Origin of the sequence: Desulforamulus ruminis DSM 2154 (genome assembly GCF_000215085.1) — a bacterium.
In the GTDB taxonomy this organism is placed as follows: Bacteria; Bacillota; Desulfotomaculia; order Desulfotomaculales; family Desulfotomaculaceae; genus Desulfotomaculum; species Desulfotomaculum ruminis.
This window is the reverse complement of record NC_015589.1, coordinates 3,244,720-3,261,235: the sequence shown is the minus strand read 5'-3', so window position 1 is coordinate 3,261,235 and position 16,516 is coordinate 3,244,720. Positions and strand designations below refer to the sequence as shown.

The 16,516-nt window shown below is 41.9% G+C and carries 12 protein-coding genes, 1 pseudogene and 1 riboswitch; of the genes and pseudogenes, 10 read left to right on the top strand and 3 right to left on the bottom strand.

Features of this window, described 5'->3' with window-relative positions; translation table 11 throughout:
- The first annotated feature begins 152 nt into the window (after nucleotides 1-152).
- From DESRU_RS16145 to DESRU_RS16115, 7 genes and pseudogenes are all read left to right on the top strand, one after another.
- Nucleotides 153-422, top strand: coding sequence for a hypothetical protein (locus tag DESRU_RS16145; protein ID WP_013843159.1), 270 nt, complete (start codon nucleotides 153-155; stop codon nucleotides 420-422).
- A 1,098-nt stretch (nucleotides 423-1,520) separates the two neighbouring features.
- On the top strand, nucleotides 1,521-1,820 hold the full coding sequence (locus tag DESRU_RS16140; RefSeq protein WP_013843157.1) for a hypothetical protein: 300 nt from the start codon (nucleotides 1,521-1,523) through the stop codon (nucleotides 1,818-1,820).
- A 2-nt stretch (nucleotides 1,821-1,822) separates the two neighbouring features.
- Entirely contained in the window at nucleotides 1,823-2,380 is a 558-nt protein-coding gene (locus DESRU_RS16135; protein WP_013843156.1) for an NADH-quinone oxidoreductase subunit NuoE family protein, read from the top strand.
- Nucleotides 2,381-2,453: 73 nt separating this feature from the next.
- Nucleotides 2,454-4,216 (top strand): annotated as a pseudogene (gene nuoF, locus DESRU_RS16130) (NADH-quinone oxidoreductase subunit NuoF).
- The gene (locus DESRU_RS16125) at nucleotides 4,204-7,644 is read left to right on the top strand and encodes an FAD-dependent oxidoreductase (protein ID WP_013843155.1); all 3,441 of its coding nucleotides are present in this window, start codon (nucleotides 4,204-4,206) and stop codon (nucleotides 7,642-7,644) included. Before nuoF ends, DESRU_RS16125 begins: the two are co-directional and overlap by 13 nt.
- 86 nt (nucleotides 7,645-7,730) lie before the next feature.
- Nucleotides 7,731-8,447 (top strand): sensor histidine kinase, encoded by a 717-nt coding sequence (locus DESRU_RS16120; protein ID WP_081462032.1) that lies wholly within the window; start codon nucleotides 7,731-7,733, stop codon nucleotides 8,445-8,447.
- A gap of 29 nt (nucleotides 8,448-8,476) precedes the next feature.
- On the top strand, nucleotides 8,477-9,178 hold the full coding sequence (locus DESRU_RS16115; protein WP_013843153.1) for a response regulator transcription factor: 702 nt from the start codon (nucleotides 8,477-8,479) through the stop codon (nucleotides 9,176-9,178).
- A 668-nt stretch (nucleotides 9,179-9,846) separates the two neighbouring features.
- Here DESRU_RS16115 and DESRU_RS16110 read toward each other — a convergent pair.
- The gene (locus tag DESRU_RS16110) at nucleotides 9,847-11,088 is read right to left on the bottom strand and encodes an IS110 family RNA-guided transposase (RefSeq protein ID WP_013841643.1); all 1,242 of its coding nucleotides are present in this window, start codon (nucleotides 11,086-11,088) and stop codon (nucleotides 9,847-9,849) included.
- 302 nt (nucleotides 11,089-11,390) lie between these two features.
- On the opposite strand from DESRU_RS16110, the gene DESRU_RS16105 reads away from it, so the two are divergent.
- Nucleotides 11,391-12,476, top strand: coding sequence for a hypothetical protein (locus DESRU_RS16105; RefSeq protein WP_013843152.1), 1,086 nt, complete (start codon nucleotides 11,391-11,393; stop codon nucleotides 12,474-12,476).
- A gap of 982 nt (nucleotides 12,477-13,458) precedes the next feature.
- Here DESRU_RS16105 and DESRU_RS19995 read toward each other — a convergent pair.
- A complete protein-coding gene (locus DESRU_RS19995) occupies nucleotides 13,459-14,364 on the bottom strand; it encodes a DUF4367 domain-containing protein (RefSeq protein ID WP_013843148.1) in 906 nt (301 codons plus the stop codon).
- Between the two features lie 4 nt (nucleotides 14,365-14,368).
- Nucleotides 14,369-14,914: a sigma-70 family RNA polymerase sigma factor gene (locus DESRU_RS16090; protein WP_143758802.1), complete on the bottom strand. Its 546-nt coding sequence runs from the start codon at nucleotides 14,912-14,914 to the stop codon at nucleotides 14,369-14,371.
- Between the two features lie 229 nt (nucleotides 14,915-15,143).
- Between DESRU_RS16090 and DESRU_RS20620 the strand changes: the two genes are divergently transcribed.
- Complete coding sequence (locus tag DESRU_RS20620) at nucleotides 15,144-15,329, top strand: sporulation protein YjcZ (RefSeq protein ID WP_143758801.1); 186 nt, start codon at nucleotides 15,144-15,146, stop codon at nucleotides 15,327-15,329.
- A gap of 223 nt (nucleotides 15,330-15,552) precedes the next feature.
- Nucleotides 15,553-16,128, top strand: coding sequence for a class I SAM-dependent methyltransferase (locus DESRU_RS16085; protein ID WP_013843146.1), 576 nt, complete (start codon nucleotides 15,553-15,555; stop codon nucleotides 16,126-16,128).
- Between the two features lie 172 nt (nucleotides 16,129-16,300).
- Nucleotides 16,301-16,446, top strand: a riboswitch (cyclic di-AMP (ydaO/yuaA leader).
- The last annotated feature ends 70 nt before the right edge of the window (nucleotides 16,447-16,516 follow it).

The following is a 16,516-nucleotide window of genomic DNA, read 5'->3' as shown; positions in this document are numbered from 1 at the left end:
CAAGGGAACCGTCCCCTTGAGCCCTCAAGCTTGCATAGTTAAGGGATTTCGTCCCTGTTAGGGATTATATGTGTCTACTGAAGCTGGTTAAAGGCATGCCTAAGTGATATTATTTTATAATAAATGATATTAAAATGTGTAAGGAGATAAAAATGGATAACGATGAAAAATTTATATCTAAATGGAAACCTATACATGAGAAAACCATGGTTAAATATGTGTTGCAAGAATCATTAATTATTTTGTTAATCTTAGTTTTTTTGAATGTTGTTTTGTACTGGATATACCAACCGGTCAGTAAAGATGCCATATATTGGGTTGTTGTGATTAATACATTTTCTTTTTTAATTATCATAGTAGGTAGAGTATTATGCTGGCTTAAAGGAGAAAAAAGATATAGAAATATTATAAATAACAAATAACTCTGCATGAAGAAGTTGCGGGATCTGGCTTGACTTATTGATTTATTTTTTTATCAATTTTTCACCTGGGTCGAATTGGGAGATTGGGGTCACAGAACATAGGGGCAGAACATAGGGGGACGGTTCCGTTGTGCTAAGATAAAAATGGTAGAATCAAAAGAAAGGAGGTGTGTATGAAATGCCGATTACCATTACACATTGTCCAGAAGGCTTAAAGATTATCACAAGGGAACCGTCCCCTTGAGCCTCCTTTATTCGAGCTGGTTGTGAATAGTGGACAATGTTTCAGCTTACCTCACAAGAGAGTTAGGTCTGAGTTATATAAGTCCATGTTTATAAATACAACTTAAAAGGTGTTAAGCGTCAATAAATAAAAAATGACGGGAAGGCGAAAATAAAATGCCCTCCCACTTTTTTATTATTCGGTTATATATATGTAATGTATTGACCCCTGCGAAAGCTGCTGCGGGAAATAATGATGTTTTGGAGTTCGCAGAGTTTAAAGGGGATTTGGAAGATACGTTTATGGCAGTAACCGAGGAGGCTGGCCAATAGGGATTAGTTCACCTGCTTTTTCAGTTGAGCAGCAGTGAAAGATATTTATTGTTCTTATGTATGCCCGAACTGGGCTTGCTGGATTTTGTGGTGCCAGGTTTAACAGTGAAGTAATCAGCAGGGAGAAGGGAGAAATAAACCTTTATATAAAAAATATTATTATATAATTTAAAATATTTTATTTAATAAACATATTAATAAAATTATAAAATAATAAATAAAATAAAATGATAAAATATATAAATTGTTAATTAAATAATCTTGACTTGTGTTCGAAATATCAATAAGATGAGGGTAAGAAACAATATAAAAAAGTTATAAAATTAGCAGCAAAATTATCTAAATTTAAAAAATATTAAAATAATTATAATTATTCTTAAGCTAAAGCAGTACTATAAAAAATTATGGGCAGCAGTACATATAAGTAGTTGTTATTGTGGTTTTTACTTAGAAAAGATAAGCAACTCCCCCAATGTGTTTTTTATTTCACAATGGTTTAATTAAACCACATCGTCAGATGAAAATAACGGGGGGAGAAAAAATATGGGAACAAGGGCTTATTTTTTAGTTAATGTGGTTGATGAGGTGAACCAGCAGGAGTTTGTAAGAATTTTAAGGGAATTGGAAGAAATGCTGGAGGTTGATTTTGTTGATCCTGTAGTCGGGGAATGGGATATGGTTGTAATGATTGAGGCGCCCATTACTGTTGAAGCTGTGGCCAGGAAGATTAAAGAGCAGGCCTGGGTAAAAGAGTTAACGACATTGAAGATAGTAAGCCTTTTTGAAAGGCACAGGGCATCGAAAAAGGAACTGCTGGCAGCTCTCCAACACAAAGGAGAATAGCCATGAAATCAGCCGGTCGTTTATTAAATAAACAGGACAGTTCAAATCCCTTCGCCATAATTGATCACATTGTACGTGAACATAATTTGACTGAAGGCTCGGCCATTGTGATCCTGCAGCAAATTCAGGCGGCCTATGGTTATGTGGGTAAACCAATGTTGGAGCGTGTGTCCCAGCTAACCGGTATCCCATCCAGTGTCCTTGGCAGCATTGTAACCTTTTATACCCAATTCAGGCTTGAGCCCATGGGTGAAAATTTAATTCAGGTTTGTCATGGCACAGCCTGCCACCTGGCTGGAGCTGAAAGGATATCAGAGGTACTTCGTCAGGAAACCGGTGTCCCGGAAGGCAAAACCAGTGTGGACGGCAAATTTACCGTTAAAAAAGTTGCCTGCCTCGGTTGCTGTAGTCTGGGCCCGGTAGTCACCGTCAATGATGAGACCTTTGCCAGAGTTACACCGGAAAAAGCCCGTCAGTTAATAAAGGAGAAGCGTAATGACTGCCGGTGTAATCATTCAACTGATCATGACTCCCCGGAGGAGGTGATACCAGTTGATTAATAGGGATAATCAACTTACAAATGCCTCGCCGGAAAATACGGCCACGGTCACCGTTGGTTTAGCCAGCTGCGGCATAGCTGCCGGAGCCCAAAGGGTTTACGAGACCTTTACAGAAGTCCTGGAGGATCTTCCGGTACGGTTGGACTTCAGCGGATGTATGGGTATTTGCTATCAAGAGCCTCTGGTGGAAATTAAAATTGACGGACAGCAATATATCTATGGCAAGGTTCAGCCGGAACGGGTCAAAAGGATTGTTGAGGAACACCTGCAGGCCGGGAATCCCATTACAGAGTGGCTTGTTGCCGCAGATAAGCTTGAAACACAGGATTGTGAATTTTTAAATCGCCAGCAGAGAATCCGCTAAAGTATTGCGGTGTGATCAATCCCGAAATAATAGATAGCTACCTGGCGGTTGATGGGTATAAGGCCATCGCCAAGGCACTGCAAACCATGAGTCCTGACCGGGTGATCGAAGAGATTCAACGGTCGGGGCTAAGGGGAAGAGGCGGCGGTGGATTTCCCACAGCCACCAAATGGTCGCTGACCAGAAAGTCTCAAGGTAAAGAAAAGTATGTAATCTGCAACGCAGATGAAGGGGATCCCGGTGCTTTTATGGACCGCAGTGTGCTGGAAAGCAATCCCCACAGTGTGCTGGAGGGTATGCTGCTAGCGGGCTATGCCATGTGGGCAAATACCGGCTACATTTACATCCGGGCTGAGTATCCTCTGGCTGTTAAACGACTGAAGATCGCTATTACAGAGGCTAGAAACAAGGGCTTTTTAGGGGAAAACATATTGGGCAGCGGGTTTGATTTTGATATTCAGATTCGGGAAGGTGCCGGAGCCTTTGTCTGCGGAGAGGAAACAGCCTTAATCATGTCAATTGAAGGGAAAAGGGGTATGCCCCGCATACGGCCCCCATTCCCCTCGGAAGCCGGGCTTTGGGAAAAACCGACTTCCATTAATAATGTGGAAACCTTTGCCAATGTGCCCTGGATAATTTTAAATGGAGCGGATTCTTTCAATCAATATGGTACTGAAACCAGTAAAGGCACCAAGGTATTTGCCCTGGCCGGAAACATTGCCAGGGGAGGATTAATTGAGGTGCCCATGGGTATCACCTTAAATAAGATAGTTTACGACATCGGAGGAGGTCTGGCTTCCGGAAGGAAACTTAAGGCCGTCCAAACCGGTGGACCCTCTGGTGGATGTATTCCAGCCAGCCTGGCAGATACCCCGGTGGATTACGAATCACTTAGAAAAATTGGGGCTATAATGGGTTCCGGCGGCCTGCTAATTATGGATGAGTCCACCTGTATGGTGGATATGGCTAAATTTTTCTTAAACTTTACCCAAGAAGAGTCCTGTGGTAAGTGTACCTTTTGTCGCATAGGAACAAAACGTATGTTGGAAATTTTAGAGAGAATAACGAATGGTAAAGGGCAAAAGGGAGACATAGAATTGCTGGAGGAATTAGCCGACAAAATTAAAGCAGGTTCCTTGTGCGGGCTGGGCCAAACGGCACCCAACCCGGTTTTGACCACCATTAAATTTTTCCGTGAAGAATATGAAGCTCATATTCTTCATAAATACTGCCCCGCTAAAAAATGCAAAGCCCTCATTAGATATGAAGTGTTGACGGATAAATGTAAGGGCTGTGGACGTTGCAGCAAGGAATGCCCTGTCGGTGCCATCACCGGTGAAAAGAAGAAGCCCTTCATTATTAATGAGGAAAAATGTGTCCGCTGCGGTCTCTGCACCAATGTTTGTAAGCTAGAGGCCGTTCAGGTGGTATCCGATGGCGGGAAAGGGGGCAGGGAAAGATGTCTAAGGTAAAATTCACCATCAATGGAAAGGAATTATATGCTGCAAAGGGCAGCAATCTCTTAGAGACAGCACGAAAAAACGGTTACAATATTCCCTCCCTGTGCCATGATCCCCGGCTGGAACCCTTTGGTTCCTGCAGGTTATGTCTGGTGGAGATCGAGGGAGCGAGGGGTCCGGTGCAGTCCTGTGGAGCAACGGTACAGGAAGGTATGGTTGTCAGGACAGATTCCCCAAAAATAAATGAACTGCGGCGCATGGCCACGGAGCTGTTGCTTTCTGAGCATTGCGGGGATTGTGTTGCCCCGTGTCAATTGGCCTGTCCTGCGAAAATCGATATTCAGGGCTTTGTTGCCCATATTGCCAACGGACAGCCGGGAGAGGCAGCCAAACTTATTAGAGAAAAATTACCCTTGCCGTCATCTGTGGGGCGGGTATGCCCCCGTTTCTGCGAAACTGAATGCCGCCGGAATCTGGTGGATGAACCTGTTTCCATATGTGCCTTGAAAAGGTTTGCCGGTGATTTTGAATTAATCGCCGGAAGTTCTCACACTCCCAAAGTTAAAACTGATAGCGGCAAACAAGTGGCTGTTGTTGGCGGGGGGCCGGCGGGATTAGCGGCAGCCTATTACCTGGCCCTGGAGGGTCACCGGGTAACAATCTTTGATGCTGCCCCTAAACTGGGAGGAATGATGCGTTATGGCATTCCCGAATACCGCCTGCCTAAGGAAGTGCTGGATCAGGAAATACAAGCAATTGCAGGACTATGCCAAAATGTATTTCTCAACAAGGTGATGGGGCGGGATTTTACAATTAGTCAATTAAAAAAGATGGGATTTAATGCCGTTTTTATCGGGATAGGCTCCTGGGCCAATCAGAGTCTGGGGCTGTCGGGTGAAAAACTGGCGGGGGTTTACTCAGGCATTCAGTTTCTAAGAGAGGTTGCTTCCGGGAGAAGGGTTCCGGTGGGAAGCCGGGTTGTGGTAATCGGTGGCGGTAACACAGCAATGGATGCGGCCCGGACTTCGGTAAGGCTAGGGGCCGGAGAAGTAACCGTGGTCTACCGCCGTTCTCGCAATGAAATGCCGGCAAGCCGCCATGAAGTCGAACAGGCTGAAGAAGAAGGAGTAAAATTTGAGCTATTAACTGCACCCGTTGGTTTTATAGGTAAAGACGGTAGGGTACAGGCAATTACATGCATTAGAATGTGCTTGGGTGAACCGGACAACTCGGGGCGTTGCCGGCCAGTACCAATAGAGGGTTCCGCATTTGAAATTCCGGTGGACACCGTCATAACGGCAACTGGGCAAAAATTGGATTTATCCAGCATTCAGGGAAGTTCTGAAATTACTCTGGGATCGAGAGATGTCATTAAGGTAGACAAAGCAACTCTTCAGGGTGATGCCGATTGGATATTCGCAGGCGGAGATTGCGTAACCGGACCGGCTACAGTGGTAGAGGCGGTTGCGGCAGGGCGCAAGGCAGCCGATTCAATCAACCTTTATCTCCAAGGCAAGGAAGTAAAACCCCGGGAAGCTGTCTTCAATTGTTCCAGGGGTACTCTGGCGGAAATAGATCCTGAGGAATTTAATCAAAAGGAGAAGAAAGCCAGGGTGTCTATGCCAACCATGCTGCCAGAGACAAGAAAACACAGTTTTTATGAATTTGAGCATGGTTTGAGTCAGGAAATGGCTTGGCAGGAAGCAAATCGTTGTCTCTCCTGCGGATGTCTGGATATTTTTGACTGCCGACTACGGGATTATGCCACCAGATTTAAAGTAAAAACAGAAAGGTTGGGTACCGGGAAGAAAACCCATTCCATTCTGGAAGGTCATCCTCATATCATCAGCGATCCAAACAAATGTGTACTGTGCGGCAATTGTATCCGGGTTTGTCAGGAGATTATGGGTATCGGGGCTCTGGGGTTTGTAAACCGTGGTTCAGAGACGGTGGTTCTTCCTTCCCTTAATACCCCCCTTGCAGAAACCCTTTGTACGTCCTGTGCACAGTGTGTAGAAATCTGCCCCACCGGGGCACTGACGGTGAAGAATTCACTGGCCAAACCAGGTCCCTGGCGGACTGATAAAGTAGAATCAATTTGTTCGCACTGCAGCATTGGCTGCAAGCTGGATCTAAGTGTGTCGGGACAGAAAGTTGTTTCCGTAACCTCCTCAGAAAACTCAGATTATCGGGGAGATATATGCGGCAAGGGAGCCTTTCAATATTCCGTTATTAACGGCGGCAGGCGGCTGGTAAAACCACTGGTAAGTAAAAAAGGGCGCCTTGAGCAAGTGGAATGGACAGAGGCACTGGAATCCGCCGCCAGAGTAATGACAGAGGTACGGGAGTCAGCCGGGCTTAACAGCATAGCTGTGGTTGTAGCGCCTGGCCTGACCAATGAGGAAAATTATTTAGCCTATAAGCTTGCCAGAACGGTACTGGGTACTAACCTTGTTCTGGGAGCGGTTCCTGTAGGGGTGCTCCCCGGTATGGCTAGAGAGCATATCCCTTCCTTTGCAGACTTAAGCAACAGTGATCTTATTCTGGCAGTTAGCGAAAATGGTTTTGACCAGTATCCCGTAATGGCTGCGAAAATAAGAAGGGCAGTAAAAAGGGGAAGCAAACTTTTAACCTTGAGTTCTAGCACCAATGTACTAGAATCCTTGGCCAATTCTTCCCTTAGAATTCCCAAGAAGAAGTACCGGGACCTACTTCACGCCTTTTGCAGCTATGTACTGCAGTATGAACTAATTGCCCCTGAGGTCGAACAAAGTTACTCTGAAAAAATTGAGCCGGCTAGGGAGCGGTTTGTGGAAGATTTTTATGAGTTAGTCGGGTCACTCTGGGTTAAACCACATAAAATCGTGGAGTTTATTCACCAAATTATACGGGCCAAGAGTCCAATTTTAGTGGTGGATGGGTTCAGATTAACCAACCCCGAGCTTGAATTATTAGCTCAATTCGCCCTGTTAACAGGCAACCTCGGTTTTCCGGGAAGGGGAATAATTTCACTATACCCCCATAGCAACATACAGGGTCAACTAAATCTGGGCGTGGGGGTTGGAGAGGATATTTATTCCAACCTGTTGGAGGAAATCAAAGGCCGAAAGATTCAGGGGATGTTAATCATTGGGGATGGATCTGCCCTTGACCAGCAGTTGTTCCAATCTGACCTAAGAAAGGTAGTAATTACGCCGCTGACCAATGAAGATCTTACAGCAGATATAGTACTGCCGGGATCTGTTCTGGCTGAAACAAGTGGCAGTGTTACTAATTCTGAAGGCAGTGTACGGCGTTTAAAGCTCGCGATTCCTCCTCCCGGAGGCAAAGAGAATTGGCAGATCCTCATGGAATTGGCCCGGTTGCTGGGATATGAAATGGGTTACCACAGCCCGGATAAAATATTTAGTGATATGGTAAATCAGGTAATGAAAGGATAAAGCTGTAAAAGTAGATGGAAACAAGTTTGAAAGAGGGTTCTACCCTTCAAACTTGTTTCCGGAAATAGCCATTCGGTTAACCTACCGTGAGAGGTGTGAGCGGCCATGGGATAACTGATAAAAATGTTAGTATTTTTGTAGAACGGGTAACCAGAGCTCAAGAAGATGAACGGCTCAGAATATCACGTGAGCTACACGACACCACCATTCAGTCCCTTATAATGGTTCTTCATCAATTGGAAAGATATTTATCGGACAATCAGGAATTAAACATTATGCACATGCGGTTTATAATAAATATTCAAGACTCAATAAAAACAATACTGCAGGAGGTTCGCCATCTTAGTCAAAATTTACGACCATCTATTATCGACCATTTGGGCCTGCTGCCTGCTATAGAATTTTTATTGCAGACATTGGAAATCAGTTCGTCAATAAAAACTATTTTACACATTGAAGGAAAGAGCAGACCCTTAAATAAAGATATGGAGCTAATTGTCTTTCGTATCATTCAGGAGGCCTTAAGTAATGTTAAACGGCACTCTGAAGCTAATTTAGTGGAAGTCACCATAAAGTTTGAAGAAGATATCAGGTTTTATATAGCGGACAACGGGAAAGGGATTGAAGATTCAGCTACATCTATGCTGGATTTTATGCAACAGGGGAAACTGGGACTGGCTGGCATGTCGGAAAGGGCAAAACTTCTGGGAGGGGATATGAAAATTGTTTCCTCAGCGGACAAAGGTACCACTATTGAAATATGTATTCCGGAAGGTCCCACTCCTAACCTTCGCACCTATTAACCTCAAGGAATGAGAAGGGAGGAAAAACGGTGGATAAAATATCTATTATGCTGGCAGATGATCATGTTGTAGTAAGGGAGAGCATACGTAGATTTTTAGAGGATGAAGATCTTTTTCAGGTGGTGGGGGAGGCCGGTGACGGTGAAAGCGCGGTGCACATGGCTGTGACCCTAAAACCGAGGGTGGTAATTATGGATATTGATATGCCGGGAATAAACGGCATTGAAGCTACCAGAAGGATTAAAAAGCTTTGCCCTGAATGTTCGGTACTGATTCTAACTGCTTATGATTATGAACAATATATTTTTGCTTTACCGGAGGTGGGGGCCTCCGGGTATCTGTTAAAAGATGTTAGCGCTAGGGAATTGGTTAATGCTGCCAAGGCGGTTTATAGAGGTGAGTCAGTTTTACACCCGACTATAGCCGGTAAGTTGTTAAGACGGTTAGGGTCCATTGGCAAGCAAGAACCGGAAAACCCGGATTTCTTAACTGACAGAGAGAAAGAAGTTCTAATTTTAGCTGCTGCCGGTTTAAAAAATAAGCAGATAGCCAAAAAATTATTTGTAAGTGTTAGAACCATTGAGGCACACATGAGCAATGTTTATTCAAAGTTAGGTGTAACCTCCAGGACAGAAGCAATGTTAGCTGCAATGAAAAAGGGTTGGATTAACCTTAATGAATTGAATCGGAGAGATACAGAGGGATGTTCCTTTTCTGTCACCTTTGGATGAATAATCTATTCGTTGGCTGATTCAATTTTGGCGAAAACCTGAGTTGATTTATTTTCTTTCTCTATTTTCTAAATCTTAAGGTAAAGGTATATTGCCCTGTATTCTTTGCTTTGTTGAAGACCTTTTGCCAAAAAGATATTTTGATCCTCGAATCTAGCGACTAGGATTTATTATTAAATCTGTCTCTTACCCTTTTATCACTTGTGACAAAAGGAACGTCCTCTTTTCCCTTTAAAAAGCACCTGCCAGGTGCTTTTTAATCTTTAGATCAGTATAAAACATTTAATACAAAATATTAATTAATTCAAAAACAAAACAAAAATATTATAGAATAAAGATAATAAAATAGCTATAATTAAAAAGGCCTTTTATGTAAAAGGTCGAAAAACTTCGTATTAATACTATTGCATAATAACCAGGAAGTAGCAGAATTAAATAATTCAGACATACAAAAGGACCTTTCAGACAAGCATATACCCTTTTTAGACAATCGGAGAAGGTATACAACTTTAGAAAACAAATAAGCACAGGAGGTCGTTTTCAGTGGATGTAAAAATAACGGAGGCTACAAGTCTGAAATAATCAGTTAAAAGTATCAGCAAAGTAAAGTGAACACAGCAAAGCAAGCCATCGGTTGATGACTAAAAAAGATCTGGATTTTGCAAAAATCAAGAAGCAGCGCGAATCCGGTAACCTTGTGTTCTAGCCAAAATAATCGCTTGTTCTACGGTGATTTCGCGGCTTACTGGAAGAACATCTGCCTTTCTATATAACTCAGCATTATACGATTCTTTCTTTTTCAGGATGTTGTAAATAGCGGTAAGAAGCATTCTCGCAATAGCAATAATCGCCTTTTTATGACCACGACGTTGCTTAAGTCTCAAATAGCGGTTGCGGATTTCAGGATGCTTCTCGCTTTTAACTACAGCGGTTGCACATTGTACCAGAAGCGGCTTAATATAACAGCCAGCTCTTGAAATCCTTACTGATTTTTTCTTTCCAGCACTTTCGTTATTCGTAGGTGTAAGCCCTGCCCAAGAGCAAAGATGCTTAGCTGTCGGGAACACGTCCATATTAACACCTATTTCTGAGATCACTGCGATGGCTGAAAAAATGTTCTTAAAGGACGGAACAGTTAAGATCAGGTCAATTTGACCGGTGTAGGGCTCCGAAAGAGAAAGGATAATTTTTTCCAGGTCAGCTTTTCGTGACTCAAGATCTTTGTAGTGCCGCTTAATTACCTTAAGTTTTTCAGCTTGTTCAGGCGTGATAAAACCGTCAATGGCCAGTTCTAATTCAGGAAGTTTCTCCTTCATAGAAGCGTGAACGAGTGGTTCTATGTCGAAATTATTGTCCAAAGGATTCTCCAAAAGCTTGTTAATGATGTTCATAGAACTTTTGCCAAAGGTATCAGAAACAACATTTCCAAGCTGAATATTGGATACGGTTAAAGAATTTTGCAGACGGTTTTTCTCGCTTGACATAAAGTTAGTCAGTTTAAAGCGGTAACGCATAAGGTCACGAAGCTGCCTGATTGCAAGAGGAGGCATAAAGCTTCCGGCTACAAGATCATGCTTGAATAGGTCAGCAATCCATTTAGCGTCTTTTTTGTCAGTCTTCTTACCGCGGATAGCTTTGACGTATTTAGGATGAGCTAGGACGATGTTGCAGGAGTCTTCAAGAACATTAAACACGGGAATCCAGTACTTTCCTGTGGATTCCATGCAAACATCCTTGCAGTCGTTTTTACAAAGCCACTGTGACAGCTCTTGCAGACCTTTTGTGTAAGTAGAAAAGCGATGGCTTTTGTAGGTGGTAACCCCTTTGTTGGTAGTAGCAATACAAGCAACTACGAAGGTTTTGTGGACATCAATACCACAACAGACTTGGTAAACGATCTTTAAAGCCATAGGGGAAACTCCTTTCAAAGAATTGCAGGGATAAACAGCATTGACTGATTGCCTGGCAATAAACGAGTAATGTTTAAACAAAGATAAGTCTGCGTGCTCGAAGACACACTTATTTGTGCTTGGAAAGGCAATCCACACATATATAAATGCGGTCACTCCAGAATGGAGCAACCCACTCACCTCCTCGTGATTTGTAGTTAACTGTTATCCCTAGGAGTTTAGAATAATAAAAAAATCGTTCAAAACCAACGTATTTCATTACGTTTTGTGCCTTGAGCGAAGCGAAAGGTATGACTATATAAATGAATAATTTGGATGATATCGTCAGAGCAAAAGAAAAATTGGAACTGATAGTTCCTCCCGAAAGATCTGAAGGCAACGATATCTTTATCATGGATACTCATTCAAGTACTTTGAAAAATAAAAAATTTCCCGTCTTTTACATTAAATCATTAGCTATAGGAATCTTAATTATTTTATTGCTTGCAGGAACTGGCGCTGCTGCATATGCCCTATCGGGAGAGGGGTTTTATAAACAGTTTTTTGCTGATAAAGCAAATAGCAATGCAGAAAACCATTATAGCTATATAAATACGGAACAAATTAATGATATGGCATCAACCACCGTTGTGAATACGGATGTACTCACCATTGATATTTTGAGTATGACCATAAGCGGGAATACTGCGGAATTTATGTTGAAAGTTACAGCCAATAAACTGGATAGTGTACTTCATGATACCGGAATAGAGCCGCTTAAAAACTACAGGTTCAATAATGATATAGGTGGAAGCTTGTTTAAGAATTTTGAAAGGGCATCTACCAGATATTATTACAGCGATGAAGATGAAAGACTTGCCCCCAATCAATTTGAAATATTGTATACGCTGATCGGCACGGATACTTTTAAGAAAGGGCAATATACAATAAAATTAAGTCATTTCGGTTATTTTACCGCCAATAATGATAAAGTCACGGACTTTGTATCCATATATGACGGTAGTTGGCAGTTTGATATTGCTTTTGATCCCGTTTCGGACATTAGTAAAAGCGTATTTGTCAACAAGGAAATTACCATTGGTGGCCACGACTTTAGCCTCAATAACATAAATGTCACGCCTTTGGCCTGCACTATCAGTCTAAAATGCAATCAGGATAGTAAATATCTGAATGAAAACTTAGATGAGATATTTAAAGCTTTTACCGAAGATGCTGAGGATTGCTCCGTAATACTTGCAGACGGCACAATATTAAGCAGTGATCAATTTGAGAAAAGCTTTTCCGGAGGGGAAGAGGGCTTTACGAAGGTATTAATTTTTAATGTGCCTGTTACAGTTAATGATATTGTTTTGTTAACATTGTTTGGAACTGAATACTCCCTAGAATGAACGAGTAAAAAACCTTTCAATTGTATTTATTACTCGTATCTTGGCTGATGATTTAAAATAAGCATGATAATAAAGGAACTTTCCTATTTGTTAACGCATCTTGTTGTGTACGCTAAGCACATGATGAGCTTTACCACCGAGAAGATTTTCCTCTTTTAGAAAGGAAACAATATATGAATAACTTGATAAAAAATATACATAAAATTGCACCCGGCGAAAAAAGTGTCCAAGAACTGATAGATTTCTTGAAATATAGAATAGATATTGTGCAAATAGCCACTTATAAGAAATTACTGTTTTTTATTTCCAAATGAAAGGAATCATAAAGAATGGGCCTGTTTATGGAAGAAGAGACGATACCTATGTTATTGATTTGTTCTGCTGCAGTAATATTTTTTAGTCTATTTTTTGTTTTTATTTTGTGGAAAAAACATGGAATAAATCTGGCATGGTTTATTTTTCACATTGTTTTTTCAACAATATTTCTATTATTATTCGTAAATTCCTTAGACAAAATTATGGTCTTGATATAGCATCTTCGATTAACAATTCAGTGACCGTTGGATTTATAGGTATATCATGGGCACTGAGTATATTTTGTATGATTGTTGGTTTATGGTTCATTTGTTTAAATAAAGGAAAGCAATAATTTATAAGTCAATGAATATCGGTGGAGTTAAGCTTTGGAGGTTGGATTATGGATTACATTAAATATATAATTTTCTTCATTATCTATATTTTCATACTGAAAATAATTATAGATATAATAAGTTATTTTGCTATAGACTTTGTTGGTTTTTTAAAAGATTTATGGCAAAAAATTAAGAAGTTTTAAATTAACTTTAGCAATGAACCAAGACCAAAGAGAGAAACTGAATTTAAGAAGTGATGATTTAGATTAAAATATAAAGGGCGGTCAAATTAAAAAAGCCGGCTTTTTTAATTTGGCCAGCCTTAGGGAATGAAGCGGTTGATCAATATCTTACTTAATAGACTCCGCTACTTTCATAGCTTCTGCTTTACTGAAGCCTTTGCAGTACAAGGAGTACCCTACGCCGTCTTTCTCCCAAATCAAAGTGTGCGGTTCCAACCAGGCTCCTTTTACCCCGTTGATTTTCAACGACTCAACGGGCGTATCCGTAGCTAGTTCAAAGGCCGTATTTTCGTTCATGAGCCTCTGCATTAGAATAATATCCTGGCCGGGGCCGCTGAAAAACAGGTTGATGTATTCATTGGAACCGGGATAACCCTGGGCTTCTTTAAAGGTATACCCGGAAGGTAAGTAACCGGGACAAAGTACCTTGAAGGCAGTGGCTTGTTGGGCTTCCTTCAGTTGAGAGTAATGAAGCACGTCGTCGCCTACAGGCTCAGTTGCTTTTCTAATTATTGCCTTAAAGCTTCCTTCTTTAGATGACTCTTCTCCCTCCGGGGAACTCTTCTGGCTTGGCGTGCTGCTGACGGGCGAAGGATTTTCTACCTGTATAACTGTGATGTGATCGCTCAGCCCCAATGTTTTAATAATGTTGACGCCTGCCGTGGTGGCCATGGCCATCAGTTTGCCTGGGAAAATCAGGGTAATGCTAAAGAGGGCGATAACCGCCGCTGCGGCCAGAACTAGAGCGGGACGTTGTATTTTAAAAAGTGTCTTCATCATGGCTCCCTTCATAAATTTACCTGTATTTTTACCGGAGGAAAGGCTTGCCAGGTTCAAACGAAGCTTTTCCCGGGCTTGGCTTTGCGAGCTGAAATCCGTTTCTTTCAGTACCGAAGCCAACTGTAAAAGTTCCCTGTATTCCAGGGGAGTATCCCCCGTATTGCATGGAAGGTTGCTCTCCAGGATATGGTCTACATCCATACTGAAGCGTTGCGCCAGATGATTGTCTTTCATTATCTTACTCCTTTCCTTCCAGCAGGTTTCGCAATTGCTGCAGTGACCGGTAAAGGATCACGCCTACATTGCTTTCGGAAAGACCCGTTAGTTCCGCTATTTCACGATTTTTCAGTCCACCGGCAAATTTCATGGCAATGATGTTGCGTTCCCTGCTGCCCAGCGAATCAAGGGCCGCAAGAAGCCGGTGGTGATCCTCATTTTTCAGTGCGGTCTCCTCGGGACCGGGCTGCCGGGAGATTAAATCCCGGATGCTCTCTAAGGAAAACCATGCCCGGTGTTTCTTTTGCCGGTGATAGTCGTTTACGGCATGATGGGCGATGGCGAAAAGCCAGACTTCCAGAGAGCCTCTTTCCGGTTGAAAAGTGCTGATTTTACGGTAAATTTTTTCGAAGACCTGGCTGGTAACTTCTTCGGACTCATGAGAATTGCCAATGCGATAACGGATATAGTTATAGAGGCGTTGGTAGTAACTGTCAAAAATATGGGTAAATTGTTCCGGTTCAATTTGGGATTCAGGCCGAAGAAAAAGATCTTTTTTAAAAAACATTGAAAAAGCTTTCTCCATTTTTTACTCCTTTAGAGGATTTATTCCTGGCCAGGTTCCTCTATATGTGAATACGATCAAACCTGCAAACCATTACAAGAAAAAAGAATGATTTCCTTCTAAACGATACAGAAATATTTTTAGTGGATGAAATAGAGCATCACATATTACCTCTAATTCCATATTATGTAAGAGGAAGCAGCTTCCATTAAAAATTAAGGAGGTTATCTGAATGGGTCAAGGATATGGTGGTGCAGGTTGCAATACCGGTTGCGATACTGGATGTAACACGGGCTGCAATACCGGATGCGGTTCAGGTTGTGGAGGTTATGGTTCTTTTCCAGCCTTTATTCTGTTTTTAATTTTAATTTTATTGTTCCTTGGTGGAGGGTTTTACGGGTATAGCGCTCCTAAATAAGCTTTTTAATAAAGAGGGATGCCCTGGTTCCTCCCGGAAAGCACCGTGAGTTTTTCGCCCACGGTGTTTTTCCTGTGTTCCGGATTCTTTGCCATTCAGGAGAGTTGTTCTAAATCTGGGAGGATTTGTTCTGAAAACCACACTTTGTTATAATATTTTGAATAGGCGAGACCGTCCGTCAATTTAAAAACGGATCGTCCAGGGATATTTAGGGAGGGGTTCAATGCCGCACGTATTTGATGCTAAACAAAAGCACAAGTTAGATAATCCGGAGAGAAGAAAAATGTTGCCGCCTGTGGAAACACTGCAAAAATTTGGTCTGCAGCCCGGAGATGTGGTTGCAGATATTGGATGCGGCATCGGCTATTTCACCATTCCGGCGGCCAAGATGGTGGGCGAAGAAGGAAAGGTCTTTGCCTTGGATATTTCAGAAGAGATGTTAATGGAAGTCAAGAATCGGTCGGCAGTGGAGGGAATTGGGAACCTGGAGTTATTGAAAGTGGAGGAAAATCAATTTTCCCTGGCCAGCGATTCCACAACCTTTGTTTTTTTGGCTTTTGTACTCCATGAAGTTCCGGAACTGAAAGCGTATTTGCTTCAGGTCATCCGTATCTTAAAAAGTGGGGGCAGGATAGCGATTATTGAGTGGCAGAAGCGGGATATGCCCATGGGACCGCCGGTGAAACACCGTTTAGCCCAAGAGGATCTGATCCATATTTTAGGGGAGCTGGGTCTGCAATCCATCCAAGATATCCATCTCAGCGATTCTTTTTATGGTCTGGTGGCCCAAAAAGCCTGAGAATTCATTCTTTTAAATCTATCCTTATCCACAGTATGAGGAAATATGTTTTAGCATTTGTAGTATTAATTGTGCTATATCACTGAATATCTTGTGAAATGCCATATCAACGATGTTTATAAGATTATAATAATTTAACCTGTTATGATAAAATTAAGAATATAAAAATATTATATTGTTTTCGCTTAGTCTCTCATTGATGAGAGAGCGGGGGAACCAAAAATGAATTGGGGTTAATACAGTGTGTTCACACTGTTAGGGTTATACTTTTCAATCCGAACCCGTCAGCTAACTTCGTAGGCGTAGAAAAGTTGACAATAACAGCCAAACCTTTTGGCTGTTTGTTATACATTTTTATGCCCCTTCCCCTTGGATAATTCTTCCAAGG

Bases quoted from the DNA above. Each gene is read 5' to 3' on its own strand.
- DESRU_RS16145 (WP_013843159.1), top strand. From the start codon at position 153: ATGGATAACGATGAAAAATTTATATCTAAATGGAAACCTATACATGAG.
- DESRU_RS16140 (WP_013843157.1), top strand. From the start codon at position 1,521: ATGGGAACAAGGGCTTATTTTTTAGTTAATGTGGTTGATGAGGTGAAC.
- DESRU_RS16135 (WP_013843156.1), top strand. From the start codon at position 1,823: ATGAAATCAGCCGGTCGTTTATTAAATAAACAGGACAGTTCAAATCCC.
- DESRU_RS16125 (WP_013843155.1), top strand. From the start codon at position 4,204: ATGTCTAAGGTAAAATTCACCATCAATGGAAAGGAATTATATGCTGCA.
- DESRU_RS16110 (WP_013841643.1), bottom strand. From the start codon at position 11,088: ATGGCTTTAAAGATCGTTTACCAAGTCTGTTGTGGTATTGATGTCCAC.
- DESRU_RS16105 (WP_013843152.1), top strand. From the start codon at position 11,391: ATGAATAATTTGGATGATATCGTCAGAGCAAAAGAAAAATTGGAACTG.
- DESRU_RS19995 (WP_013843148.1), bottom strand. From the start codon at position 14,364: ATGAAAGACAATCATCTGGCGCAACGCTTCAGTATGGATGTAGACCAT.
- DESRU_RS16090 (WP_143758802.1), bottom strand. From the start codon at position 14,914: ATGTTTTTTAAAAAAGATCTTTTTCTTCGGCCTGAATCCCAAATTGAA.
- DESRU_RS20620 (WP_143758801.1), top strand. From the start codon at position 15,144: ATGGGTCAAGGATATGGTGGTGCAGGTTGCAATACCGGTTGCGATACT.
- DESRU_RS16085 (WP_013843146.1), top strand. From the start codon at position 15,553: ATGCCGCACGTATTTGATGCTAAACAAAAGCACAAGTTAGATAATCCG.